Source organism: Vibrio sp. 05-20-BW147, from assembly GCF_013369385.1.
Taxonomy (GTDB): Bacteria; Pseudomonadota; Gammaproteobacteria; order Enterobacterales; family Vibrionaceae; genus Vibrio; species Vibrio floridensis.
The window spans coordinates 116,356-140,626 of the sequence record NZ_SZTO01000006.1; the positions used below are offsets into that span (position 1 = coordinate 116,356).

A 24,271-nucleotide genomic window follows, 5' to 3' on the forward strand; every position below is an offset into this window, starting at 1 on the left:
TTCTTTGTAACAAAATAAGCTAACTGAAGAACATTCAAATTGAACGCCCCAAACGCTTTTTATTTTTCTCAACATCAACAATACCTGGTGACGTTGAGCATCGTGGTGGGGATTTTTTTATCGTCAGTAGGAGGTCGTTGTGTTAAGACGTCGCGTCCAATCCAAGCGCCTAAATAAAACGGTAGCGGCTAACCGCCGTAAACGTAAGTTAACGAATACAAAACGAAAAATATGCGCTCGCAACCGTATTTACGTACATCTAGTAAATCACGCGTAACCTGTCAGCAAGCATCTGCTTTCAATGCAGATGTTTGTTTTACCTTCTCACGCTACTGATCTTCGCTTTCGTTTTCGCTCACGTGCAGCTCCCTCTTCAACGCCTTGATCTCTTTACGACGACGCTTAAAAAAGGCCTGTAACTGCTCACGGCATTCCGACTCTAACAATCCTTTTTCGATGGTTGCGTAATGATACGCCGCTTGACTAGAAAACAGATCGAGTACCGTCCCAGCCGCCCCTGCTTTCAAATCAGGAGCCCCAAAGACAATGCGTTTCACACGGCTATGCAGCAGTGCGCCAGCACACATTGGGCATGGCTCTAAGGTGACGTACAACGTGGTGTCGAGCAGACGATAGTTACCCAGACTCTGCCCAGCCTGACGTAAGGTCTGTATTTCTGCATGGGCCGTCGCATCATGTTGGCCAATCGATTGATTCCATCCTTCAGCAATCACTTCGCCATCTTTGACCAGTACCGCACCAACAGGCACTTCCCCTTCATTTTCAGCAATCGCGGCAAGCTCAATGGCTCTGCGCATAAAACGTTGATCATCGAGACTAAAATGACTATCAGACAAAGAAACTCCTAAATCGAACTGACAACAATTTTGAACAGATTATAGGGAAAACATTTCGCAGAGCCCATAAAAAAACGCAGGCGAACCTGCGTTTTTCATTTCATGCACAATGATTACATTGTGTAGGTGTATGGCGCTTGAACACCCAGCGGAATACCCACAGCCCAGTAAGCGAGCAAGAAGATAGTCCAACCAATCAGCATCGCAATAGAGAATGGCATCATCAGTGATGCAAGCGTACCGATACCGGTTGATTTCACGTAACGTTGACAGTAAACAACAACAAGTGGGAAGAACACCATCAACGGTGAAATGATGTTGGATACAGAGTCACCCACACGGTAAGCCGCTTGAGAAAGCTCAGGAGAAATACCCACAGCCATAAGCATTGGAACTAGGATAGGACCAATCAATGCCCACTTAGCCGATGCTGAACCGATAAGTAGGTTCACTGACGCCGTCAGCAGAATCATACCAACAATCGTCGCCTCACCTGGCAGGTTCATCGCTTTCAGACCTTCAGCGCCGTAAAGTGCCAACATGGTACCGATGTTTGACTGAGCAAATGCCGACAAGAACTGTGCACAGAAGAACGACATCACAATGTATGCGCCCATCGTCGACATTGTTGTTGCCATCGCTTTGATAATGTCGTTACTGGATTTGAACGTGCCAGACACACGACCGTAAACATAACCAGGGATGATAAACAGGATGAAGATCAATGGAACAATTGACTTCATGATCGGAGCTGAGAACGCCGTAATTTCACCATTTGGTGAACGCAGTGCTGAGTTCTCAGGCCAGATAGCCGCGATAAGCAGCGCAATACCTGCCATCATTGCCCAACCAGCGTAACGGAACGCTTTTGATTCTAATTCAGTGAATGAACCAAGATCTGGTGCTTTTTCTGCATCGTCATCAATTGGAGTATTCGCAAGACGAGGCTCGATGATTTTCTCTGTCACATACCAGCCAATCGCAATGATGATCACCGAAGAAAGACCAGTGAAGAAAATGTTCGCCAGCGGGTTAACCACGTATGCAGGATCTAGAACCTGAGCTGCCGTTTGTGTAAAGCCAGCCAATAGAGGGTCGATACCTGAAGGGATAAAGTTGGCCGAGAAACCACCCGATACACCCGCAAACGCAGCCGCGATACCCGCAAGAGGGTGACGACCTGCTGCATGGAAAATGATACCACCTAGAGGAATAACCAGTACGTAGCCTGCATCCGCTGCGGTGTGCGAAACGATCGCAACCAAAATCAGCATTGGAGTCAGAAGCTTAGCTGGCGTGAAATTCAGCATCTTCTTGAGGCCTGTGGTAATAAAGCCAGAAGAGTCTGCAACGCCGACACCAAGCATCGCCACTAACACGATCCCTAGAGGTGCAAAACCAGTAAATGTGGTCACCATGTTTGCAAGAAAACTGGCTAATGATTCACCGGTTAGAAGGTTTTTGATTGCAAGAGCGTCGCCAGTTCGAGGATTGATAAGATCAAACGAAACGTTTGACAAAAGTGCAGACGCAGCCCAAGTAATCACTAGTGCCCAGAAGAACAAAATCGCAGGATCTGGGATCTTGTTCCCTACCCTTTCGATGAAGTTCAAAAAACGATCCATGCCGCTCGGCTTCGGCGATGGCGCTTGATTTACCGCTTGGTTACTCATGGTAACTCCATAATCAATGATGTTGGTGCCAATGGCTTCTTAAAATTATTGTTTCAGCCAATTTTTCAACGTTTGATTCTATTAAATCCGTTTAAGAAAAGCACAAGGTTCTGAAAGTTTTTCCATATTTGGAGACATATTTTGCAAAAACACAATTAATGTGCAACAAATTAAACACAAACAAACGACAACTTGCGAAACAAAAAAGAAACCTTCCAGAAACACATCATCTTAACCGTAGCTAACCATCTGTACTCATCAGCACTACTAACCAACTAATCACATAGTAAATTCACTGTGTTTGGAAATCATGGTTTTGAGTTCTACCGAATGGTTATTGCCAAAGCGATCTTGCCAAGTAGTTTGAACATGGACTGTTTTCAGCTCACCAGATAACGCTGTGTTTGGAACGCTCCATGTAACGGTATATGGGGGGTGTGCGCTGGAGCCTGCGCCGATATCAGAATCAAAATTGGCCACGGCAATCGCAGAGGAAGCAGTCGCACCACGAGTGCGAAACCATTCCAATTTTTGCTCCGCCAAATTAAGTGCTTCAATACTATGAATGGCATAGTCGGCCTTTTGCTCGATGTAAACCTGTAGCTTAACTAACCCCAGCGCACCAAAGCCAATCAGTACAAATGAAATCAATACTTCCAACAAACTAAAACCATGTTGCTTACTTTGCATTCCAGCTCCCCTTTTGCCATCTAGGAGGAAGAGTACTATTCACAAACTCTTTCATGATATCTGAACTAAATTTAAGATTGATTGAGTTTTTAAATAATGCATTTTGATTTTTAGTATCTAAAATCATTCCCCCCGTAAAATTAAATGAACCTTCCATATACATGGTAGCTAATGTTGCATCGCCTTGGGAATATGTACCATTAATCGCTTCGAGACCCGCTTTGAAATCATTGGGGTCATGTTTTAGTGTGGCAATTAATGTCGCATCAAACTTTTTATTATCCCACTGCTCTTTTATTGGCGTATAAGTACTATTTACATGAACAAAAACACCATTAACATTCACAGCACTTCTCCCCCCCACAATTCCATCATGCACGACAAGAAGAACCTTCATATTGGGGTAAGTATCTTTATTCAGTAAGGCAGCAAGCTCCGTATTAAATTCACAAGGTCCATCTACCCAAATTGCGTTCTTACCATTGGTTTTCAAAACCAGTTTATTTATCTCTGTATAACAATCGCTACCTTTAGTGGTGGATACTTTTTTAAAATTATTTTTCGGATCATCTCTTACTTGCTTCCAATCCGAAACTTTTTTACCAAAAATGTCTTTAAATGGAGACAAGTCCGTTTGTCGTTTTACGTCAAGTTCCAATCCATTTCTTTGAACCAATCCATCTTTAAAATAATATCCTATTTTATCACTGGATGACGTAATGAAACTCGATCCACATTTAACGCCAGATTTATATCCATTTCCTGGATGAACACCTGCAGAATAGTTCAAATCGCTATTAATAAAACCTGAACCAAAGTAAGCTTTATCTCTGATGACCATGGAAACACATTCATAATATTCTTGTTCATCATATTTTTTAAGTTCTCCTGGATCAGGTGAAATAGTTACAGCTGCATTAACAACTAAATTTGATGAACTACGTATCGATCCCGCACCACCTCCTGAGGCAGAACTGACTATATTTTTACTTAAACCTGCATAACCAATTTTGCTGGTAACCTTAGTTGGGTTGTTCACTGCAGTGACAGCTTCATAGGTAAAAGTCACTGAATGACTCCCTATGTTGCATTCGGGTATCGAGGATGCGGTAGGAATAACACCATCCTGCACTGTTTTTGTGTAAACACACTCCAATCCACCTTCTGCCAACCAGTGCTCTTGCCTTGACTTGACTTCATTTTGAGCGATTTTTATCTGATAAAGTAATCCTCTGGCAGAGGCTAAGGAAATAACCAAGGAAAACAACAATAAAAACGCAGTAAATAACAATGTCACATAGCCAGTTTTTAATTTCATTGCCAGTTCCTTTGTTTAATTATGACGGTTGATGTATCACTCAATGATCCATCATTAGCACTTAACCCAAGAACTATTGTGGTCATCCTACTTGATGATTGAGTACTTTTGACTTCCTCAGAGACCACTGAAAAATGATTAACTTTAAGTACGCCATCATCAATTAATGGTTTGCAAGATCCAATTTCAGAAAAGCTTTTTATACCTGATGACGAAATTACGCCTTCTTCACAAATATATAGCTGATCTCGATCCTGCTTATATTTGATATTGCGATATTTTTTGTTTTCATTCGCATCACTTTTGAAATAGACAAAGCCTATTGCATTAGCGCCACTGACCACTAATGTCCCCGTTGCACCTGAAAGCGTTAAGGAATGTCCAAAGCCACCATCATAGCCTGCAAGTTGAACATCCTCTTTCATAACCGATAACGTACTATCTAAACTTTGCATCAAGTTAAGATGTAAACTATTCTCTCTCACTGATTTTTGTAAGTTTAAGAACAAAGAACCAATAGTCCCGATCAGTATTACTCCCAACATCGCACTGATCATCAACTCAATCAAAGAGCTTCCTCTTTGTTGCGTCCTACTAACACGTTGGATAGTCATATAGTTTAGCTCCCGACAGACTGCATACCCGAACTCGTCCTGGCGGATTGGAAATGACAACAGATAATTTTTTGGTTTCATCTGATGTAGGATAAAAGACTATGCTTCCGCCTTGAGGCCTACCTCTGACTGGATCAAATGAAATATACTTATGTTCATAGTTATGGACGATCGAAAGACCTGAGTAAGATGACCCCGATAAGTAGAGCAATACATTGCTGGCGCTGCTTGAAGATGCACTTAGTTTTAAGGACCATTGGCCTTTGTTAGCCACTTCAGCTTTTGCTTTAGTAAAATGAACATACAACTTGGTGTTTCTCAGCACCGCTTCTGACTTACTTTGATTAAAAAAGCCATTCAGTTCAGAGGCCAATCTTTGCATCTCGACCGTTTGAGAAACACGAGTAAAACTGGGTGCCGCCGAAGCTAAAACAACAGCCAAAACAGCGACTGTGATTAAAAGCTCCAAGAGTGTGAAGCCGCGAGTCATTTCCCAAATTCCTATGTAATGTACTGCTGAACGAGAATTCAGCTTGCACCTATGCTAGCACCATAGAAAAATAGGCGGATAATCAACAAGGAAGTGTTCGTGATGATTCGAAATTTTCCCTGCAAACGCTACAAACTATACTCATCAGGCATGACATTGATCGAATTAATGATCGCTGTTGTCATCATTGGGGTATTGGCAAGCATCAGCTATCCGAGCTACAAAAATTATGTAATCGAATCGCATAGAACCGTTGCTAAAGCGGATATGGCGAAAATTCAATTGGCGTTGGAGCACGGTTATAACGGAGCTTACCAATGGTCGCAGATTGTTTCTGGCGGCTCTTGCACGATTTGTGATTCTTCGTCAGACAGATATGAATTTGAGGTCGCCAGTTCTGCAACTATTTCATACACCATTACAGCGAAGGCGCAGACCGATAAAGGTCAAAACAACGACCCTTGTTTAGCCAATGAAACAGTAAAAAAAATGACGCTCGATTCCACCAACCAGGCGAAACCAACGGCTTGTTGGTAACAAAAAGCCCGTTTGGCATCACCAAACGGGCTTTGTCGTACTGAACTTTTTATCACATGACTAGCTGGTCAAATCGTCAAAGAACTTCTTCACACCATTAAAAAAGCCTTCTGATTTTGGTTTGTGCTTGGTGGCCGCTTCACCACAGCAAGACTCTTCAAACTCTTTCAGCAATTCTTTTTGACGTGAACTTAAGTTAACTGGCGTCTCAACCACGAGCTTCACAATCAAATCACCAATTGCGCCGCCGCGAACGCCTTTAACGCCTTTGCCACGCATACGGAACATGCGGCCAGTTTGGGTCTCAGATGGCACTTTTAAGTTCACACGGCCATCGAGCGTCGGTACTTCCACTTCGCCACCCAGTGCCGCCATAGCAAAACTTACTGGCACTTCACAGTAAAGGTTATTGCCTTCACGTTCAAAGATGTGGTGCTCTCTCACGTGCACTTGTACATACAAGTCTCCCGCTGGCGCGCCGCGTTCGCCCGCTTCCCCTTCACCAGAGAGGCGAATGCGATCGCCTGTGTCAACACCTGCTGGAATCTTAACATTGAGCGTTTTGGTTTTCTGCTTGCGGCCTTGACCATGACACACATTACATGGGTCTTTGATGATCTTGCCTTTTCCGTGACAGGTTGGACAGGTTTGCTGTACAGCGAAGAAACCTTGGCGCATCTGAACTTGACCATGGCCATGACAGGTACCACAGGTTTCAGCTGAAGTGCCTTTCTTCGCCCCAGAGCCTTCACAAGTGTCACAATGAACCAATGTCGGAACTTCAATTTCCTTCGAAACGCCACGTACGGCTTCTTCTAGCGACAGTTCCATGTTGTAGCGTAGATCGGCACCACGCTGCGGACGAGCGTGACCACCACCGCGGCGACCACCGCCAAAAATATCGCCAAAAACATCACCGAAGATGTCACCAAAATCAGCGCCACCGCCACCACCGAAACCACCACCGCCTTGTTCAAATGCAGCGTGACCATATTGATCGTAAGCCGCTTTTTTCTGTGGATCGGTCAGAATTTCGTACGCTTCTTTTACTTCTTTAAACTTATCCGCAGCAGACTCGTCACCCTGATTGCGATCTGGGTGAAATTTCATCGCCAAGCGCTTATATGCTTTTTTGATGTCTCGCTCTGAGGCATCGCGACTAACGCCTAATACTTCGTAAAAATCACGTTTTGACATGTTATTCGTCACCAATTAATTACTACAAACGGTTGATTCCGCTTGGTGTTTGTATCGATATAGATAAAGGTGCGACGTTCTCAAACAATGCGGTCCTTTATCTATAAGTACACAGGTATTTACAAACTTACGGGCGTCAGAGTTTCCCCAAACGCCCGCAAACAGGAAGTTAAGTACCAGATGGCTCAACACCATCTGGTCAAACAAGATTATTTCTTGTCGTCTTTTACTTCTTCAAACTCTGCATCAACTACGTCGTCATCTTGAGACTTAGCGCCAGCGTCTGCTGAGCCTTGTTGTGCTTGAGCTTGTTGCTGAGCGATTTCCATTAGCTTTTGAGCTGCTGCCATTAGCGCTTGGATTTTCGCTTCGATCGCTTCTTTGTCTTCGCCTTTACGAGCTTCTTCAAGTTCGCTGATTGCTGTTTCGATCTTCGCTTTCTCATCTGCTGGTAGCGCTTCGCCCGCTTCTTCTACTTGCTTGCGTGTACCGTGGATGATTTGGTCAGCTTGGTTACGTGCAGTTGCTAACTCTTCGAACTTTTTGTCCGCTTCTTTGTTTGCTTCTGCTTCTTGTACCATTTTTTCGATCTCAGCGTCGCTTAGACCACCAGATGCTTGGATAGTGATCTTCTGCTCTTTACCCGTCTGCTTATCTTTCGCAGATACGTGTAGGATACCGTCCGCATCAAGGTCGAAAATGACTTCGATCTGTGGCATGCCACGTGGTGCAGGGTTAATACCTTCAAGGTTGAACTGACCTAGCGACTTGTTGTACATCGCTTGTTTACGCTCACCTTGTAGCACGTGAATCGTTACCGCACTCTGGTTGTCTTCCGCCGTTGAGAACACTTGGTTCGCTTTGGTTGGGATAGTGGTGTTCTTCTCAACCAATTTCGTCATTACACCACCCATAGTCTCGATACCTAGAGACAGTGGCGTTACGTCTAGTAGCAGAACGTCTTTCACATCACCCGCAAGTACACCACCTTGAACAGCTGCGCCTACCGCTACTGCTTCATCTGGGTTTACGTCACGACGAGGCTCTTTACCAAAGAACTCTGTTACTTTCGCTTGAACCATAGGCATACGAGTCTGACCACCTACTAGGATAACGTCAGTGATGTCACCTACAGAAAGATCTGCATCCGCAAGCGCAACTTTTAGTGGCTCAAGTGAACGTTGAACTAGGTCTTCAACCAGTGATTCTAGCTTCGCACGTGTCACTTTGATGTTCATGTGCTTAGGACCGGTTGCATCTGCCGTGATGTATGGCAGGTTTACGTCAGTCTGGTTAGTAGAAGACAGTTCGATCTTCGCTTTTTCTGCTGCTTCTTTAACGCGCTGCATCGCTAGAGGATCTTTCTTCAGATCCAGACCTTGGTCTTTCTTGAATTCTGCTACTAGGTAGTTGATTAGACGGTTGTCAAAATCTTCACCACCAAGGTGAGTATCACCGTTAGTTGCTAGTACTTCGAAGGTTTTCTCGCCTTCAACTTCATCGATTTCGATGATAGAGATATCGAATGTACCGCCACCTAGGTCGTATACTGCGATAGTGCGATCACCGCCTTGCTTGTCTAGGCCGTAAGCTAGCGCTGCCGCAGTTGGCTCGTTGATAATACGCTTAACTTCTAGGCCCGCGATACGGCCAGCATCTTTTGTTGCTTGGCGCTGAGCATCGTTAAAGTATGCAGGAACGGTAATTACTGCACCTGTTACTGCTTCACCTAGGAAGTCTTCTGCTGTTTTCTTCATTTTCTTAAGAACTTCAGCAGAAACCTGAGGTGCAGCCATTTTCTGGCCTTTCGCTTCAACCCAAGCATCACCGTTATCCGCCTTCACAATTTTGTATGGCATGATTTCGATGTCGCGTTGAACTTCTTCATCTTCAAAACGACGACCAATCAAACGCTTGATTGCAAATAGCGTGTTTTCTGGGTTTGTTACCGCTTGACGTTTTGCAGGTTGACCAACAAGAGTCTCACCATCGGTATAAGCGATAACTGAAGGAGTTGTGCGCTCACCCTCCGCATTTTCGATTACACGTGGTTTGTCGCCGTCTAGTACAGCAACACAAGAGTTAGTAGTACCTAAGTCAATACCAATGATTTTACCCATCTGGCTATCTCCAAATAAATTCTATTTTCTTTTGCTTTATCCCCTATATGGGGATCGACAATGGGGATTCAACCCTTACTCACAAAACCAAAATAAGTTGTGTGTTTCACTTATGCCTCATAAATAGGGGCGTCAAAAACCTTTTCAAGGGGCAACAAGAAAAAAAGTGATATTTTTTTATTGGATTCGAGTCATCAGATGGCGGAGTCAATATCCGCTCCGCACAATTGAAAGGATAATTTAAGACGAGAGAGGACGAGACTCTGCGCGTTGAAAATATAAACTCGCTAGCTTAACCATCACGCCAACGGCGCCGACACCTGCCATGGTCAGCACAATACTGGGCCCGACCGGATAATCTCCCCACAATGACATCAAAAAGCCGGCGCTCCCACCAACAATACCCAAGCTTATCGCTGCCCACCAATAGAGCGAAGTTCGGAAGAGCAAGGCAAACAAAGCGGGCAAAATGAGTGCCGCAAATTCAAGATACACCCCTAGGTTGATCACCAAAGGCGGAACCGCCAAAGCGAACAGCAGATAGAATTTTGCGCCCTCCAACCAATGACAACGCAGCCATTGCACCCAAATTAAACTGAGCGTCACCATCAAAACCAAACCAACATCAGTGATGCCTGTCCAAAGCAGACGCCCACCCAACAGTGAATCAATCAACTCTTTACCATGTGCTTGAACGCTCACCACATTGATGGAAACACTCGCAGCAATGACATACAGCATACCAATCATGGCTTCCAAATACGGCGTCGCTCGATGCTCTAAATAGCTGAGTAACCCAGCCACTGGTAAAGTCAATAAATACGAAGCCAGTACTTTACTCAGCAAACTGGCTTCAAACCCCGCATAGAGCTCTACGATGATCATCGCCAGTGCCGAGATTTGTGCCATGGCCAAATCAATAAAGACCACCCCACGGCGTAACACTTGCCTTCCTAAAATGATGTTACTCACCAAAGCCAGCAACCCAATGGCCGCTGGCATCATCAACCACATGTGCGCACTCATGGCACACTTCTCAACTGAAGCAGTTGCGCAATGCTGTCATCAATCAGCGCAATCAAATCACTGGCCTGCTCTCTTCCTCCAACACTTTGAGCCAACTGCACAATCGGCAACTGGCTTCGCTGGGCCAGCCAGTTGGCCGCATCCACAGGTTGATGGCTGGAGTAGACGATACCACTCACTTGGCTCAAATCGAGCTGATTCAACTTTTGCAGATGCGCCATCGTCGGTGGCAGTCCGGGCTTTGGTTCAAGATCCGCCACTTGTTCTATTCCCAACCAAGCATAAAGGTAGCGATAGGTCTGGTGGTAACCCACCACTTGCATACCTCGTAATGATCTTGCTTGCTCACGCCAAACGGATAAACGTTTTTGCCACGCATGACGAAACTTTACCCCCATCCCTTTATATAGGGACTGATTGTCTGGATCGATAAGCGTAAGCCTATCCGCTAACGCGCGAGACACCGCTGGCATATCGGCCAGTGCAAATTGGACGTGAGGATTACCGTGTGCGTGGACATCGCCCATAGAACGATCAAGCAGCTCATGTTTATCCAACATTTGCACATAGTCACTGACCCAAAACAACCCCGTTTGCCCGTTTTGTACTTTCGGGTTGCGGCTTTGTCTTTGCAGTTCAGGTAGCCAACCGATCTCCAGCTCAGCACCAGAGCAGACGACCAGATCTGCACGGCGCATTTGTGCAATCAGTGATGGCCTAGCTTGAACATAGTGCGGATCTTGCATCGCCGTGGTTGCAGAGTAAATCCGTGCATCAGGCGCGTGCTGGCGAACTAAATCGGCCCAATCCGGCTGGCAGACAAAGACATTCAGCCCAGCGATGCTCGGCATGCTCAAAAGTAACAGCGACAAACAAACACTAAAACGCATGAGCATGGTGCGCTCCAAATGACATCACGTATTGCAGGCTAAATAAGGTCTCATCACCATCAACGTTTTCTTCATAGGTCACCTGACCACGAATGCGACCAAAATGGGAAGCATGCCAATCCAGCGCGACATCCCACTCTTTCAGATCGCCACGAGAAAACTCGCCATGCAAGTGATCACCATGAGCATGCACATCTCCTTCCACAGTTCGCACTTCCCCATAACGTGTACTCATGGTCCAACTCGGACGGAATTGATAAGCAAGCTCCGCATACCAACCTTGTGCAGCTTGTTCCGCTCCAGGCACACTCGCCATTGACGGATCAAATCGATTGTCTAAATACCAAAATTCACTGCTGGCTCTCACATTGGTTTGACGATAGTTACCTTCCGGTGCCCATTTCCAAGTGAAATCCGTACCGTATAAATTACGCCCGGTTATCGCGGGCCCATGCGAATGGCCAGCGTGATCATGATGATGGTCATGCGCACTGTGATCCGATGACTCGGAATGAATAAACTGACGACCATTGGTATTGTAAAGTGCACTCACTCCCCAGCGCCAACTGTGCTCCACACCTAAATCTGCGCCAATTTGCACGTTCGCGGTATACACACCAACATTCACCGGATCGCTATACCCTGCATCCAAAGGTTTTCCACTTAATGCTTCGATGCTCGTCTGTAGATAAAAATCGGTCGGCGCTAGCCAACTCATTTGAACGCCATCATCAAAATAGTGACCCCCAAGAAATGCACGATAAACAGCAGGACGTTCGATAAACGCGTCTTCATGCATGTGTTTATTGTTTAGATAACCAATGTGAGAGAGCAATCTCCCTGCTTTCACTTTGGCCCCCAGCGGTAAACTGAGCGTTTCTATCCAGGCCTCTTCGAGTTCAAGCTCAGTTTCTCCCCCATGGCTCGCCAGTACCGTAACGAGCTGACCTTTGAAGTGATGATCAATGTTACTGCTTAGTACAAGCTCAGAATGACCAAGCGAAAATCCCTTGTCACGGCTTCCCCAATGGCGAGATTCATTTTGATAACTGCCATCCAGAACGACGCCAATATCAATATTTGCGTTTACCGCTGAACTACTGATGAGCATGGCACCACACAAAAACAACCTACTCTTCTTTACTGCTGGGACTCTCACGACATCCATCTCCGATTAATTAATGATAATACGTCTCAAAACTATTGAATGAAATAAATGTTATGTTATAACATTTCAAAAATCAATCAGACCTACCTCAATTAATCTCGTAGGTTTATTCCATCGCTCAAATGAAAGGACATCTTTAAATGCAACCCCTGTTGACCACCAAAGGCAAATACACCGCACTCTCTCTGGCTGTCATACTGACACTCAGTGGCTGTAGTGAAGGCGAGAACAAAGCAGACCATCACAATCATCAAGATTCAGAACATTCGCCATCCGCCATGAGCCGTTTGGTCGTCACAGAGCAAGGCAGCACGAACCTCTACGTTCTTGAAGGCAAAAATTGGGCACCCTTGGAACAGTTTAATTTACAAAATACGCCATCAGGCCTGAAAACCAGCCCAGATGGGCGTTACGCGTTGGCCTTGCAACGCAATCAAAACCTCGTGGAAATTCTCGATTCTGGTATTGAAGCAGAAGCGCATGGCGATCATTTCCATTTACACGTAGAGCGTCCGCAATTACTCACGACCCAGTATCAGGGCATCAAACCAACGCATTACGACCTTAGTGACGACGCTGCGGCGCTCTTTTTTGATGGCGACAGCAACAGCGGAGAAAACGCAGAGTTCCGAGTACTGAATGATGCCAGCATCGCTAATGGCACAGCCCTAGCTCATTACACCTTTAGTTATGCCGTGCACGGCACCGCGCAACTGCTTGGGGAACATGCTTTTACCGGCATTGTCGACAATGCGGCCAATCCCGCTTTGCCAAACAAAGTCGTGGCTCTTGAGCGGCACGGTGACCATTTTCACGAATTAAGCACCTCACCCGATGCGTGCCCAGCGCTTCACGGCAGTGCGCAATCCAAAACACAAGTGGCTTTTGCGTGTAGTGATGGCGTGATCGTTGTTGAGACACCAAGTACCACCCCGCAATTCACCAAACTCACCAATCCGGCAGGTTTAGACACAGGATCTCGATTTGGCACTGTGGTGGGTTTTGATGCTGCGGATAAACTGTTGTTTCTCACTCGTCAGGCTCAAGCCTTTTATCTCGCCCAAGGGGAGCTGAAAGAGGTCAATTGGAAATCTTCTCCGGAGGAAGGCGCACTAGCTCATTATGCCGCTAACGATGCCTTGATTGTGGTGAGCTCCAACGGCACATTGAAAGTGTTTAATGCCGCGGCGAATTTCATTCAAAGCCACAATATAACTTTATGGGAAACGCCACCAGCATTAGCGGAAGGACAAAAAATTCAGTTAACGGAAGACAAACGTACAGGTCATCTTATTGTGAGCGATCCTGCCAATAACCAACTGCTAGAAATCGACCTTGTCAAAGAAGAGGTCCGTCAACATCCGCTTGGTTTTGTTCCTCACTTACTCACTTGGGTAGGGACCGTAGAACAAGAACACCAGCATTGACGCTTGATGTACTCAATGAGCAAAAGAGGGGGCATCATTTCAAAGTACAAAAAAGCGAAGCCGCTAGGCTTCGCTTTTGTTTCGCAGAAAAAGTGTGCTTACGCATTCGCTGTGGTTGAAGGCGCTGTTTGCGCTTCGCCCGCTTCCACACCAATTTCCCCTTCAGATTTCGCAACGATGGTATTCACCGCGGTATCGCCTACTACGTTAGACGAAGTACAGAACATATCATTGATACGGTCTACCGCGGCAATAATAGCAAGGCCTTCAGGTGGCAAACCAAGTTGATGAAGCAATACACCCACCATCACTACGCCGCCGCCAGGTACACCACCGGCACCAATCGAAAGTAGAAGAATCGTCAAACCCAGTGTAAAGATGTCTGCCGTGTTAATTGGCTGGCCAAATGCGTTTGCCACAAACATGGTCGCCAACGCAATGTAAATAGACACGCCTGACATGTTCATGGTCGCGCCCAGTGGCACACCAAAACCAGCCACAGACTTAGATACATTAAGCTTCTCAGTCAGGGTTCTCATGGTCACGGGGATGGTTGCATTCGAGCTCGCGGTCGATAACGAGAACAAGATCTGCTCACGAGTTGCACGCAAAAATGCCTTGGGTGTGATCCCAGTAGTAATGCCCACCACCATTGGGTAGAAGAAGAAGATCCAAAACACCAGCATGGCCACAACTAACGCGACATAGCCCGCAACCGACATCAGCGTGTTGGCATCCAAAGTCGCTCCAAGTTGAATCATCAGAGCAAACACACCGTAAGGCGCAAGGCTCATCACAAGGCCAACCAGTTTCATCATGATCTCATTGGCCATTTTGAAAGTACGGATAGCAGGACCACCACGAGAATCCAGCGCTTGGATTGCCAAACCGGTCAAAATCGCCATAAAGATGATTTGCAGCATGTCACCATTGGCGAAAGCTTGCACTGGGTTGCTTGGCACAATGTTCACTACCAACGAAAAGATATCCGGTGTTTCCGTTGTGGTTAGTTTTACCGTTTCTGAAATGGTACCCGCAAGATGTGCATCCGCCCCTGGTTGGAAGATAAGACCAACCGTCAGCGCTGCCGCAATCGCAATAATGGTATTGATAATGTAAAGCGCAAAAGTTTTACCACCAAGGCGACCAAACGCAGTAATGTCTTTTAGGTCAACAATGCCACACACAATCGAAACATAAACAAGTGGCACAACCAGCAGCTTGATTAGCGATACAAACATACCACCAGCGCCCTCTGCGGCACCCAGCAAATAAGTATCAAAGATAGCAACGCCACTAAAGAGATACTGAATAGCAGTACCGATAAGTAGACCAGCAAACAAGCCTACAAAAATCTTACTTGAAAGTGATTTATCCATCCTTCACTCCAGAATGTTGTGTTTGTAATTTATGGTTTTGTAGTTAAAACCGCCTATATTTCAGACGGAGTTCGCACATAATACACACCTGAGTTACAAAATGAAGCTTTTGTTTACAATAATGATACAAATTTCCAATCAGAAATTAATTTTCAGTTAAAGGAAAAGCAAAGAATAATCGACTAAATCAAAGGGTTGGTTTGCTAGGTGCGGGGGCTTAGGAGACATAAAAAGAGCGGCAAAAGCCGCTCTGTGTGTTTGAATCGGTCTATCAGTTCGCTTATTTCGCAACCATAACCATCGCAGGACGAATCACTCGACCATTCAATTCGTAGCCTTTTTGCATCACGAACATCACGGTGTTTGACTCGTGATCTGGGCTTTCCTGAATCGACATCGCCTGATGCCATTCTGGGTTAAATGGCTGACCTTCAGGATTGATTTCTTTCAAACCAAACTTACTGACCACATCAACGAACGTTTTATGAGTCAATTCAACGCCTTCAAGCAGCGGTTTTACCGCTTCGCTTTCAGCGTCAGCCGCTTGAATCGCACGCTCTAGATTATCAATCACTGGCAGCAGTTCTTCAGCAAAGCGATTCAACGCATATTTACGCGCTTTATCAATTTCTTGCTCAGTACGGCGACGCATGTTTTCCACTTCTGCTTTCGCACGTAGCACTGAATCTTGCTGCTCTTTCACACGCGCTTCGCTGGCCAATAAAGCGGCTTCCAGTTCAGCGATTTTCGCCGCTGATTCATCGGCCTCTTCGTTCCATTCGATATCAGCATCAGTGCCAACAGCTTCTACTTCTACTTCCGCAGCGTCTTGCTGTGTAAGCACTTCTTCGTTGATCTTGTTCTCTTCGTTGCTCATGATATCTCCAGAATTCAACTATTTGTCCTTAAAGCCCTTCACGTTTTATGGGCTTTATCTTCACAAAAATTCGCAAAGTTAGATAACTTGCCATTATTATGGGGATGATGAATCCCGATTCAAGCCTCTTTAGTGCGGAAAAGCTATGAAAAAACCATTTAACGTGATCGCTATTATCGGTAAGCCAAGAGATCAACAAGCAATTCAGACGCATCGCGACCTATATCATTGGTTGAGTTCACTCGGCTATCAGGTATTTATTGACGATCGACTTTCCGCCATTCTCAATGATGTTCCCGAAGAACACTTTTCTGGTTTGGTCGAGTTAGGTGAAAAAGCCGATTTGGCCATTGTGGTTGGTGGTGATGGCAATATGCTCGGTGCAGCCCGTATTCTCTCTCGCTTTAACACCCGTGTTATCGGGGTAAACAGAGGCAATCTTGGATTCTTGACCGACTTAAACCCTGAAGATTTCCAGCACTCTCTGAAAGCAGTTTTGGACGGAGCCTACATCGAGGAAGAACGATTTTTGCTTGAAGCAGAAATCCACCGGCATGGGCAAGTAAAAAGCCACAACGCCGCACTCAATGAAGCCGTGCTCCATCCGGGGCAAGTCGCGCATATGATTGAGTTTGAGGTTTACATCGATGAGAGCTTTGCGTTTTCCCTACGTGCAGACGGTTTAATTATCTCTACACCAACAGGTTCAACCGCTTACTCGCTCTCAGGCGGAGGCCCCATTTTATCACCGAGCCTGAACGCCATTTCTTTGGTGCCAATGTTCCCTCATACACTTTCAAGTCGACCATTAGTCGTGGATGGCAATCGCAGGATTAAACTACTGGTATCGCCAGACAACCGAGGAACGCAAGAAGTCAGCTGTGATGGCCAAGTCTCTCTTCCCGTATCTCCCGGCGATGAGATTCACATCTACCAGAGCCCAAATCGACTTCGTCTGATCCATCCAAAAGACTACAGCTACTATCACGTATTACGTAACAAGCTTGGTTGGTCGAGCAAGTTGTTCTAAATCTCCTTCCTTAAAAGGGTTAAGGCGTACCTTAACCCTCTGTACGATCATCAAAAAACACTCTTCCGACAAAGGAAATTCAACTTATCACCTTAGCCATCACCTTAGCTTTACCTTTACGTTTTCTTCTTTGGCAACAGCACTCTATTGATGAATAAAACCGCCTTCACATTTTTTCTCTTGGAGATCTTTACTGTATAAAGAAACAGTATATACTGCATTTATATACAGTATTGTTCAGCTATACAGGTAAACCAAAATGCTGGCTCATTTAAGTGTTAATAATTTTGCTATTGTTAAGTCTTTACAACTCGAGCTGTCAAAAGGCATGACAACCATTACCGGTGAAACCGGAGCAGGTAAATCCATTGCCATTGACGCACTGGGGCTATGCCTTGGTGGACGCGCAGAAGCCAGCATGGTGAGGCAAGGCGAGGACAAAACCGAAGTCAGTGCCGCCTTTCTACTCGACAACAATCTTCACGCCACACGCTGGCTAGAAGACAACGAACTTTTAGACGGCAGTGAATGTATTTTACGCCGCATTATTACCAGTGAAGGGCGCTCTAGAGCCTTCATCAACGGCAGTCCGGTTCCCCTTTCTCAGCTAAAAGCATTAGGACAACTGCTGATCAACATTCACGGCCAGCACGCCCATCATCAATTGATGAAGAGCGAACATCAAATGGCCATGGTGGATCAATACGCTGGCCACCTCAACTTGCTGAAAAACACACGTGTCGCTTACCAAAATTGGCGCCAAGCAGATAATCATCTAAAACAGTTGCAAGAGAACAGCCTTCAAAACCAAGCTCAAAAACAGTTATTGGAATACCAAATAAAAGAACTCAATGAACTTGCGATTGGTGAAGAAGAATTTACTGAGCTCGAACAAGAACATAAGTTGCTATCCAATAGCGGAGAGCTCGCCAGTACTTGCCAGCATGCAATAGAACTGATCTACGAAGGCGAAGAAGTCAACGCACTCGGTATTTTACAAAGCGCCAGCAATGCTTTGATTGAATTGGCGGAGCTAGACCCGAAACTCAGTGCACTTCCTGATATGGTCGCCGAAGCGATCATTCAGCTTGAAGAAGCCAACAGTGAGCTCAGAAATTACCTCGATCGTATCGATGTCGATCCAGCTCGTATGGCCTATGTAGAGCAGCGTTTTTCCAAGGTAATGTCCGTGGCTCGTAAACACCACGTTCAACCTGAAGAGCTTTATCAACATCATCAAGATCTGCTGCAACAAATAGAAGCGTTAGATTGCTCCGATGAAAAAATGGATGAGTTAGCCGCCAATGTGCAGGTTAAATACCAAGACTATCTTGAACAAGCGGAGAAACTGCATAAATCCCGCTGTCGCTATGCCAAAGAACTCAACAAGCTGATTACCCAAAGTATGCATGAACTGAGCATGGAAAAGGCGGTCTTTAACATTGAAGTCAACAATGAAGGCACACATCCCTCGCCATTAGGCTTAGACACCGTGTGCTTCTTGGTTTCAACCAACCCAGGTCAACCACTGCAACCTATTGCTAAAGTCGCTTCTGGTGGTGAGTTGTCGCGCATTTCTCTTGCCATTCAAGTCATCACGGCGCAAAAAGTCGACACACCTAGCCTCATTTTTGATGAAGTAGACGTGGGTATCAGTGGGCCAACAGCGGCGGTCGTTGGAAAAATGCTGCGTAAACTGGGAGAATCAACTCAGGTGCTATGTGTGACTCACTTACCGCAAGTTGCAGGGTGTGGTCATCAGCAAATGTTCGTGGCTAAGAACACCAAAAATGGCACCACAGAAACACAAATGCGCTTGTTAGACCAAAATCAGCGCGTGTCGGAGTTAGCACGCCTACTTGGTGGAAGCCAAATTACTGAATCCACACTCGCCAATGCAAAAGAGTTGCTGATCGCAGCGTAGTTTAAGCCTTCTTCAACAATCAGCCAGGTTCCTTGAGCCTGGCTTTTTTCTTCATAAATGCAACTCATCTCAAAATTCGTTGTCTGATTCCTCAATACTCTCCACAGAGCTTTTTACATCTGAGCCGAGCTTGTTTATTATCGGTCGCAGTATTTTTGAGGTTACTAAGAATTTAGCTATGCAATTAAAGAAGTGGTTGGTTGCCTTACCATTGGCAATGACAATGCTGACAGGCTGCTCGGTGTTAGAAAAACTGGTCTATCGTATTGATATCAACCAAGGTAACTACGTTGAACAACAAGCAGTTGATAAATTGAAATTTGGCATGACCAAAGCCCAGGTCCGTTTTGTCATGGGTTCACCGATGTTGGTAGAAAATGGTTATCCAAACACTTGGTACTATATCTACCATCACACCGAAGGTCATAAGGCATCAATTCAGAAAAACCTCATTGTTAACTTTAATGATGACGGTACCTTAGTTGAGGTTGCGGGAGATTTTCCAGCCAGCGATAGCTTCTTTGAAGGTATTCGCTAACCTCCCAGCTTTTACGCGGACATCAAAAGGCTCAGCCCAAATAACAACAAACCCCGATGAATTCGGGGTTTGTTTTATCCAGTATTGAAGCTGAAGTTAGTCCGCTTTGCGCAGTGGGCTTGGCTTGCCTCCTGTGACAGGATCCGCCGCACCACTCTCTTTTGCTTGCTCTGCACGTTTACGACGAATCTCTTTTGGATCGGCCAGTAAAGGACGATAAATTTCAATACGATCTTTATCGCGCACCGTTGCATCTAATTTCACCAAGCGACTAAACACGCCAACCTTATTTTTGCCAAGGTCAATCTCAGGGTAGATCTCTAACACGCCAGATTGACGAATGATCTCTTCCACTGTCGCTTGTTGGTTCACCACTAGGGTTAATACACGTTGCTCCTGAGGTAAAGCATAAACCACCTCAACGTGGATCATCTCAGATTCAATACTCATAAATACACCTGCTTCGCACGTTGAGTAAATGCATTGACCATATTATTGGTCAGCTCATTAAAGATTTTGCCAAAGGCGAGCTCAATCATCTTGCTTGAAAACTCAAACTCCAGCTTTAACTCAACTTTGCACGCTTGCTCATCTAGGGCAGTAAAAAACCACCCTCCTTTGAGGGTTTTAAACGGGCCATCGACCAGCGTCATCATGATTGCTTCACCTGGAACAAGATGATTGGCAGTGGTGAACGTTTTGCTGATACCAGCCTTTGCCACATCTACCGATGCGACCATATTGGAATCCGACGCCTCGATCACTCGGCTCCCAGAACAACCTGGCAAAAATTCAGGGTACTTTGCCACATCATTCACTAGGGCATACATCTGTTCTGCACTAAACGATACCAGTGCAGACCGGGTGACTTGCTTCATAGACTCTCCTCTCAATGGCTTTCATTTCAAAGCGCTGAACAATTTTACTTTTATTCTGAGCCAGCGCAAATAAAAGCATTTCCTATAAAAGTTGCACACCGTATAATGAGCTCACTATGGCAAAGAAAAATTCAAAACCAAAAGCGGGTAGTAGCACTATCGCGCTGAACAAAAAAGCTCGCCACGAATATTTCATAGAAGATGAGATTGAAGCAGGCATGGAGCTACAAGGGTGGGAAGTGAAAGCTCTTCGCCAAGGCAAAGCCAATATTGCTGAAAGTTACGTATTTATGCGTGACGGCGAAGCCTTTGTTAGTGGCATGACTATCACTCCTTTGAATCAAGCATCAACGCACGTTGTAGCTAACCCTACCCGTGTGCGTAAACTGCTAATGAGCCGCCGTGAACTTGATAATTTGCTTGGGCGTATCAACCGCGAAGGCATGACGTTAGCAGCACTTTCACTCTATTGGGCTCGCTCATGGGTGAAGATTAAAATTGGTGTGGCAAAAGGTAAGAAGCTACACGACAAACGTGACGACATTAAAGATCGCGATTGGCAGCGCCAAAAAGCTCGCGTGATGAAAAGCTCGCTGCGTTAAACTTAACCACTTAGACGCATACTACTGGACAGGCTAGGCTTTTCTGGTAGTATGCCCAAATTACCTTGGGGCTGATTTAGGATTCGACGGGAATTTTGCAGTCTGAGGTGCATGCCGAGGTGCGGTAGGCCTCGTTAACAAACCGCAAAAAAATAGTCGCAAACGACGAAAACTACGCACTAGCAGCTTAATAAACTGCTCAGAGCCCTCTCGCCCTAGCTTCCGCTTGTAAGACGGGGAATCACGAGGGGTCAAACCAAATCAAGCTGGCGTGGATTCCCCCACCTGAGGGATGAAGCGTGAGATATAATTCAGGTTAGCTATTCATTCGCGTGTCGGTTCGCAGGTGGTGGTGAAATTAAAGATCGACTAAGCATGTAGTACCAATGATGAATGGTTTTCGGACGGGGGTTCAACTCCCCCCAGCTCCACCAAACGTTTGGAAAGGGCGATAACTCTTTGAGTTATCGCCCTTTTTGTATTCTGTCCCTCAATAACTGGATATGTGTACTAAAACAAGGTACTAAACGATGCACTATCTGAGCCTTTCAACATCTGGTAACTGGTACTTTCACGACCAAAATATCGTCACCTCTTTGTTCACCATACTGAAGTCAAACAGTCGCTACGTACCTAATCAAACATACCCTACGTAAGAGAAAGGAGACCGGCCTTGGAATCATTGGCGATTTCAAGACCTACGTCAAAAATTAATAAATAGTTCCATCCATTCTGTTCATCAACAATTTGGGCTTACAGATTACGAGTAATTATTTACTCACAAAGAGTCTCGCCACATACTTATGAGTAAATCGTTACTCATAAGTTGAAAGATAGGAACTTTAAGAGTAAAGTTTTACTCATTGATAAGTAGAGGTGTTGTTGATGGAAGAACTAACCGTACAAGCTTTTATCAGAAGTGAATGGATAGATATTGGTATCATCTCATTCCCAAAAAGTAGCCAACATAATTTCCGAGTGACTGAACTCAACTACCTCAGCGACTATGCGCTAGAACATCACGATAAAGATGACTTTCACGCTGTTTCACTAAACCACCCTGTCTCATTCTTTTTTAATGACATGGGTAAACCTGGATGGTTAAAGTTTCTAGACGATATTATGCCTAACGGCGCTAGTAGACGGTACTGGGTCAGATATCTAGATATTGAAGACCTTAGTTCTGATGAACAAGACTATGTTTTGCTCAAGTTTGGCACAATGTCGCCTGTTGGTAACTTAAGAATAAAAGACTCTCTTCCTGAGCGCTACGAAGTAGCAGACAACCTCTACTTCTCTGTTGATGATGTTAAAAATCGAGCAGGTGATTTCCTCGACTATGCACTGCAAAGGGGCGCAGCCGCAGGTGGTGCAACAGGGGCTGGAGGTGAGGCGCCAAAACTGATCCTCCGATGCGGTTTCGATCATGGATCTGGCAGCGAAAAAATATGGATTGACCCATACCAAGATGACAATAGCAACCACGACTTACATTACTTAGTAAAGTACCCTAGAGGCTCAAGAAGCACCATCGACTGTAATATTCTAAGAGCTGAGTTCTACTTCTACCACGAGCTAACTGAAATGGGAGTTGAAACGATCTCCACCGACGGTATGCGCTTGGAGGAAGGATTAAACTACCCTTCCTTGTGGCTTCCTCGATTTGATGTTCAAATTAATGAGCAACAAATAGAGAGATTCGGCATGGAATCTGTGTATTCCATTTTGAACAAAGGCGCTGGGGTCACTCTTGATCACGAAACAACAATCCGAACTCTCATAGAAAAAATTACTGAAAGCAATATGGTTAAACACCAAGGGTATAGGTTTGATACCCAAGCTTTCGTCATTGAATGGGTGAAGAGAGATCTACTCAACATCTTGTTTGGTAATAGTGATAACCATGGCAGAAACACTTCATTCTTAAAAGGTGATGGAGTCATAAAGCTTGCTCCCGTTTACGACTTCGCACCAATGAAAGCTGATCCTGAAGGCATTCCAAGAACAACAAAATGGAAAGCCCCACTAGAGGTTGGCGGAACTTACGACTTCGTAGGAATAGCGGACACCTTATCTGATCTCGTGCCAAAAGAAGTGTTATTACAAGAGCTAGAGGTTACTGCAAGTAAATGCATTGATTTAAAGCAGAGACTAGCATTACGAGGAGTACCAGAACAAATCTTAGAGATGCCAGCCGTTGGACTTAATCATATATCAGAAAAGCTCACTAAATGGGGGCTACTATGAATAAGCCAAGCAATAAAGAGTCCGTACAAGATACCGTTGCTCGTCTAAGAGCAAACCGAAATCAACATCAGCCCAAGACTGGGACGGATGCAACTCATTCGACCAAAGAACGATCGCAACTTAATACTCCGACTAGATCGAAAACCTCAAAAAACGCCAAAGCAGTAAGTGCAACAGAACGCAAAACAGAGGCAAACAAAATCATCAAACACTTATTGCTTGGAGAGCTAACACAAGGCCAAGCGTTAAAAAGTTTACGCATTAATATACTGGGACTCAAACAGGATGTGTTCGCAAGACTTGTAGATGTCTCAAGAAAAACACTCTCAGATATAGAGAATGATCGGGGCAACTACAATACAGAGATTCTCAACAAGGTATTCAAGCCATTTGGCTTAAAAGTCGGAATGCTACCGTCTTCTCCCGATGTGTTAAAATCGCTACTAATAGATGGTGAGGCTGGGTAAAATACTCAGTATCAGCGCTATTGCTTTAGATTAAATTGCTATAAAAAACTAGCATTTTTAAATGATTTAGTAATACATGGACGCGGGTTCAGTTCCTTTTGAAGCAGGAAATTGATGTAACATTTGATGCAACACCAAATTGGTAACATCGTTATAAGTTACTGAATTTATGAAAAGTGAGAAACCATTTCAACTCCCCCCAGCCCACCAAATCATAGTTTAAAGACGTCCTAGGGCGTCTTTTTTCTTACCTGCAACAACTAAAAATCAATAACTTAGCATTTATAGCCATTCCATAGCAGCTTTGACTTTTAGGAACCAA

Annotated in this window: 23 protein-coding genes and 1 other RNA gene; 9 read left to right on the forward strand and 15 right to left on the reverse strand. The window is 45.1% G+C overall.

The window, feature by feature from the left end; translation table 11 throughout:
- Nucleotides 1-329: 329 nt before the first annotated feature.
- From tadA to FC652_RS06885, 6 genes are all read right to left on the reverse strand, one after another.
- On the reverse strand, nucleotides 330-857 hold the full coding sequence (gene tadA, locus FC652_RS06860; RefSeq protein ID WP_176298004.1) for a tRNA adenosine(34) deaminase TadA: 528 nt from the start codon (nucleotides 855-857) through the stop codon (nucleotides 330-332).
- A 113-nt stretch (nucleotides 858-970) separates the two neighbouring features.
- Entirely contained in the window at nucleotides 971-2,530 is a 1,560-nt protein-coding gene (locus tag FC652_RS06865) for an AbgT family transporter (RefSeq protein WP_176298005.1), read from the reverse strand.
- A 279-nt stretch (nucleotides 2,531-2,809) separates the two neighbouring features.
- The gene (locus FC652_RS06870) at nucleotides 2,810-3,220 is read right to left on the reverse strand and encodes a prepilin-type N-terminal cleavage/methylation domain-containing protein (protein WP_176298006.1); all 411 of its coding nucleotides are present in this window, start codon (nucleotides 3,218-3,220) and stop codon (nucleotides 2,810-2,812) included.
- Nucleotides 3,210-4,538, reverse strand: a complete 1,329-nt coding sequence (locus tag FC652_RS06875) for a hypothetical protein (RefSeq protein WP_176298007.1) — start codon at nucleotides 4,536-4,538, stop codon at nucleotides 3,210-3,212. Before FC652_RS06875 ends, FC652_RS06870 begins: the two co-directional genes overlap by 11 nt.
- The gene (locus tag FC652_RS06880; protein WP_176298008.1) at nucleotides 4,535-5,152 is read right to left on the reverse strand and encodes a PilW family protein; all 618 of its coding nucleotides are present in this window, start codon (nucleotides 5,150-5,152) and stop codon (nucleotides 4,535-4,537) included. The genes FC652_RS06875 and FC652_RS06880 overlap by 4 nt, the downstream gene beginning before the upstream one ends.
- The gene (locus FC652_RS06885) at nucleotides 5,133-5,642 is read right to left on the reverse strand and encodes a GspH/FimT family pseudopilin (RefSeq protein WP_176298009.1); all 510 of its coding nucleotides are present in this window, start codon (nucleotides 5,640-5,642) and stop codon (nucleotides 5,133-5,135) included. The genes FC652_RS06880 and FC652_RS06885 overlap by 20 nt, the downstream gene beginning before the upstream one ends.
- A 102-nt stretch (nucleotides 5,643-5,744) precedes the next feature.
- Between FC652_RS06885 and FC652_RS06890 the strand changes: the two genes are divergently transcribed.
- Complete coding sequence (locus FC652_RS06890) at nucleotides 5,745-6,179, forward strand: type IV pilin protein (protein WP_176298010.1); 435 nt, start codon at nucleotides 5,745-5,747, stop codon at nucleotides 6,177-6,179.
- 60 nt (nucleotides 6,180-6,239) lie between these two features.
- Here the strand turns inward: FC652_RS06890 and dnaJ are convergent, their stop codons facing one another.
- The 5 genes from dnaJ to FC652_RS06915 all read right to left on the reverse strand — a co-directional run bounded on the left by dnaJ (nucleotide 6,240) and on the right by FC652_RS06915 (nucleotide 12,580).
- Entirely contained in the window at nucleotides 6,240-7,376 is a 1,137-nt protein-coding gene (dnaJ, locus tag FC652_RS06895) for a molecular chaperone DnaJ (protein WP_176298011.1), read from the reverse strand.
- 209 nt (nucleotides 7,377-7,585) lie between these two features.
- Nucleotides 7,586-9,496: a molecular chaperone DnaK gene (gene dnaK / locus FC652_RS06900; protein ID WP_176298012.1), complete on the reverse strand. Its 1,911-nt coding sequence runs from the start codon at nucleotides 9,494-9,496 to the stop codon at nucleotides 7,586-7,588.
- Nucleotides 9,497-9,736: 240 nt separating this feature from the next.
- Entirely contained in the window at nucleotides 9,737-10,522 is a 786-nt protein-coding gene (locus FC652_RS06905; RefSeq protein WP_045620314.1) for a metal ABC transporter permease, read from the reverse strand.
- Complete coding sequence (locus tag FC652_RS06910) at nucleotides 10,519-11,418, reverse strand: metal ABC transporter solute-binding protein, Zn/Mn family (protein ID WP_176298013.1); 900 nt, start codon at nucleotides 11,416-11,418, stop codon at nucleotides 10,519-10,521. The genes FC652_RS06905 and FC652_RS06910 overlap by 4 nt, the downstream gene beginning before the upstream one ends.
- Complete coding sequence (locus FC652_RS06915) at nucleotides 11,402-12,580, reverse strand: TonB-dependent receptor (RefSeq protein ID WP_176298014.1); 1,179 nt, start codon at nucleotides 12,578-12,580, stop codon at nucleotides 11,402-11,404. Before FC652_RS06915 ends, FC652_RS06910 begins: the two co-directional genes overlap by 17 nt.
- Before the next feature lie 140 nt (nucleotides 12,581-12,720).
- Here FC652_RS06915 and FC652_RS06920 point away from each other — a divergent pair, with 140 nt between their 5' ends.
- On the forward strand, nucleotides 12,721-14,007 hold the full coding sequence (locus tag FC652_RS06920) for a hypothetical protein (RefSeq protein WP_176298015.1): 1,287 nt from the start codon (nucleotides 12,721-12,723) through the stop codon (nucleotides 14,005-14,007).
- 98 nt (nucleotides 14,008-14,105) lie between these two features.
- Here the strand turns inward: FC652_RS06920 and FC652_RS06925 are convergent, their stop codons facing one another.
- Together FC652_RS06925 and grpE are read right to left on the reverse strand one after the other, a co-directional pair.
- Nucleotides 14,106-15,386, reverse strand: coding sequence for a dicarboxylate/amino acid:cation symporter (locus FC652_RS06925; RefSeq protein WP_176298016.1), 1,281 nt, complete (start codon nucleotides 15,384-15,386; stop codon nucleotides 14,106-14,108).
- Nucleotides 15,387-15,666: 280 nt separating this feature from the next.
- Complete coding sequence (grpE, locus tag FC652_RS06930) at nucleotides 15,667-16,263, reverse strand: nucleotide exchange factor GrpE (protein ID WP_176298017.1); 597 nt, start codon at nucleotides 16,261-16,263, stop codon at nucleotides 15,667-15,669.
- Nucleotides 16,264-16,408: 145 nt separating this feature from the next.
- On the opposite strand from grpE, the gene nadK reads away from it, so the two are divergent.
- The 3 genes from nadK to bamE all read left to right on the forward strand — a co-directional run bounded on the left by nadK (nucleotide 16,409) and on the right by bamE (nucleotide 19,755).
- Nucleotides 16,409-17,293: an NAD(+) kinase gene (gene nadK / locus FC652_RS06935; RefSeq protein WP_176298018.1), complete on the forward strand. Its 885-nt coding sequence runs from the start codon at nucleotides 16,409-16,411 to the stop codon at nucleotides 17,291-17,293.
- Between the two features lie 259 nt (nucleotides 17,294-17,552).
- Nucleotides 17,553-19,217, forward strand: coding sequence for a DNA repair protein RecN (gene recN, locus FC652_RS06940; protein ID WP_061058294.1), 1,665 nt, complete (start codon nucleotides 17,553-17,555; stop codon nucleotides 19,215-19,217).
- 178 nt (nucleotides 19,218-19,395) lie between these two features.
- Nucleotides 19,396-19,755, forward strand: a complete 360-nt coding sequence (gene bamE, locus FC652_RS06945) for an outer membrane protein assembly factor BamE (RefSeq protein WP_045620307.1) — start codon at nucleotides 19,396-19,398, stop codon at nucleotides 19,753-19,755.
- A gap of 96 nt (nucleotides 19,756-19,851) precedes the next feature.
- Here the strand turns inward: bamE and FC652_RS06950 are convergent, their stop codons facing one another.
- Nucleotides 19,852-20,205 carry an RnfH family protein gene (locus tag FC652_RS06950; protein ID WP_011078464.1) on the reverse strand — a complete coding sequence of 118 codons (354 nt, stop codon included), beginning with the start codon at nucleotides 20,203-20,205 and terminating at the stop codon, nucleotides 19,852-19,854.
- Complete coding sequence (locus FC652_RS06955) at nucleotides 20,202-20,633, reverse strand: SRPBCC family protein (protein WP_026050324.1); 432 nt, start codon at nucleotides 20,631-20,633, stop codon at nucleotides 20,202-20,204. The genes FC652_RS06950 and FC652_RS06955 overlap by 4 nt, the downstream gene beginning before the upstream one ends.
- A gap of 116 nt (nucleotides 20,634-20,749) precedes the next feature.
- On the opposite strand from FC652_RS06955, the gene smpB reads away from it, so the two are divergent.
- The 4 genes from smpB to FC652_RS06975 all read left to right on the forward strand — a co-directional run bounded on the left by smpB (nucleotide 20,750) and on the right by FC652_RS06975 (nucleotide 23,949).
- Nucleotides 20,750-21,235 (forward strand): SsrA-binding protein SmpB, encoded by a 486-nt coding sequence (gene smpB, locus FC652_RS06960; protein ID WP_176298019.1) that lies wholly within the window; start codon nucleotides 20,750-20,752, stop codon nucleotides 21,233-21,235.
- 67 nt (nucleotides 21,236-21,302) lie between these two features.
- Nucleotides 21,303-21,669, forward strand: a transfer-messenger RNA (tmRNA) gene (gene ssrA / locus FC652_RS06965).
- A gap of 451 nt (nucleotides 21,670-22,120) precedes the next feature.
- Nucleotides 22,121-23,482, forward strand: coding sequence for a type II toxin-antitoxin system HipA family toxin (locus tag FC652_RS06970; RefSeq protein ID WP_176298020.1), 1,362 nt, complete (start codon nucleotides 22,121-22,123; stop codon nucleotides 23,480-23,482).
- The gene (locus FC652_RS06975) at nucleotides 23,467-23,949 is read left to right on the forward strand and encodes a helix-turn-helix transcriptional regulator (RefSeq protein ID WP_176298021.1); all 483 of its coding nucleotides are present in this window, start codon (nucleotides 23,467-23,469) and stop codon (nucleotides 23,947-23,949) included. Before FC652_RS06970 ends, FC652_RS06975 begins: the two co-directional genes overlap by 16 nt.
- Nucleotides 23,950-24,271: the final 322 nt, after the last annotated feature.

Excerpts from the sequence above, each read along its gene's own strand:
- FC652_RS06865 (WP_176298005.1), bottom strand. The coding sequence starts at position 2,530 with ATGAGTAACCAAGCGGTAAATCAAGCGCCATCGCCGAAGCCGAGCGGC.
- FC652_RS06870 (WP_176298006.1), bottom strand. The coding sequence starts at position 3,220 with ATGCAAAGTAAGCAACATGGTTTTAGTTTGTTGGAAGTATTGATTTCA.
- FC652_RS06875 (WP_176298007.1), bottom strand. The coding sequence starts at position 4,538 with ATGAAATTAAAAACTGGCTATGTGACATTGTTATTTACTGCGTTTTTA.
- FC652_RS06880 (WP_176298008.1), bottom strand. The coding sequence starts at position 5,152 with ATGACTATCCAACGTGTTAGTAGGACGCAACAAAGAGGAAGCTCTTTG.
- FC652_RS06885 (WP_176298009.1), bottom strand. The coding sequence starts at position 5,642 with ATGACTCGCGGCTTCACACTCTTGGAGCTTTTAATCACAGTCGCTGTT.
- FC652_RS06890 (WP_176298010.1), top strand. The coding sequence starts at position 5,745 with ATGATTCGAAATTTTCCCTGCAAACGCTACAAACTATACTCATCAGGC.
- dnaJ (WP_176298011.1), bottom strand. The coding sequence starts at position 7,376 with ATGTCAAAACGTGATTTTTACGAAGTATTAGGCGTTAGTCGCGATGCC.
- dnaK (WP_176298012.1), bottom strand. The coding sequence starts at position 9,496 with ATGGGTAAAATCATTGGTATTGACTTAGGTACTACTAACTCTTGTGTT.
- FC652_RS06905 (WP_045620314.1), bottom strand. The coding sequence starts at position 10,522 with ATGAGTGCGCACATGTGGTTGATGATGCCAGCGGCCATTGGGTTGCTG.
- FC652_RS06910 (WP_176298013.1), bottom strand. The coding sequence starts at position 11,418 with ATGCTCATGCGTTTTAGTGTTTGTTTGTCGCTGTTACTTTTGAGCATG.
- FC652_RS06915 (WP_176298014.1), bottom strand. The coding sequence starts at position 12,580 with ATGGATGTCGTGAGAGTCCCAGCAGTAAAGAAGAGTAGGTTGTTTTTG.
- FC652_RS06920 (WP_176298015.1), top strand. The coding sequence starts at position 12,721 with ATGCAACCCCTGTTGACCACCAAAGGCAAATACACCGCACTCTCTCTG.
- FC652_RS06925 (WP_176298016.1), bottom strand. The coding sequence starts at position 15,386 with ATGGATAAATCACTTTCAAGTAAGATTTTTGTAGGCTTGTTTGCTGGT.
- grpE (WP_176298017.1), bottom strand. The coding sequence starts at position 16,263 with ATGAGCAACGAAGAGAACAAGATCAACGAAGAAGTGCTTACACAGCAA.
- nadK (WP_176298018.1), top strand. The coding sequence starts at position 16,409 with ATGAAAAAACCATTTAACGTGATCGCTATTATCGGTAAGCCAAGAGAT.
- recN (WP_061058294.1), top strand. The coding sequence starts at position 17,553 with ATGCTGGCTCATTTAAGTGTTAATAATTTTGCTATTGTTAAGTCTTTA.
- bamE (WP_045620307.1), top strand. The coding sequence starts at position 19,396 with ATGCAATTAAAGAAGTGGTTGGTTGCCTTACCATTGGCAATGACAATG.
- FC652_RS06950 (WP_011078464.1), bottom strand. The coding sequence starts at position 20,205 with ATGAGTATTGAATCTGAGATGATCCACGTTGAGGTGGTTTATGCTTTA.
- FC652_RS06955 (WP_026050324.1), bottom strand. The coding sequence starts at position 20,633 with ATGAAGCAAGTCACCCGGTCTGCACTGGTATCGTTTAGTGCAGAACAG.
- smpB (WP_176298019.1), top strand. The coding sequence starts at position 20,750 with ATGGCAAAGAAAAATTCAAAACCAAAAGCGGGTAGTAGCACTATCGCG.
- FC652_RS06970 (WP_176298020.1), top strand. The coding sequence starts at position 22,121 with ATGGAAGAACTAACCGTACAAGCTTTTATCAGAAGTGAATGGATAGAT.
- FC652_RS06975 (WP_176298021.1), top strand. The coding sequence starts at position 23,467 with ATGGGGGCTACTATGAATAAGCCAAGCAATAAAGAGTCCGTACAAGAT.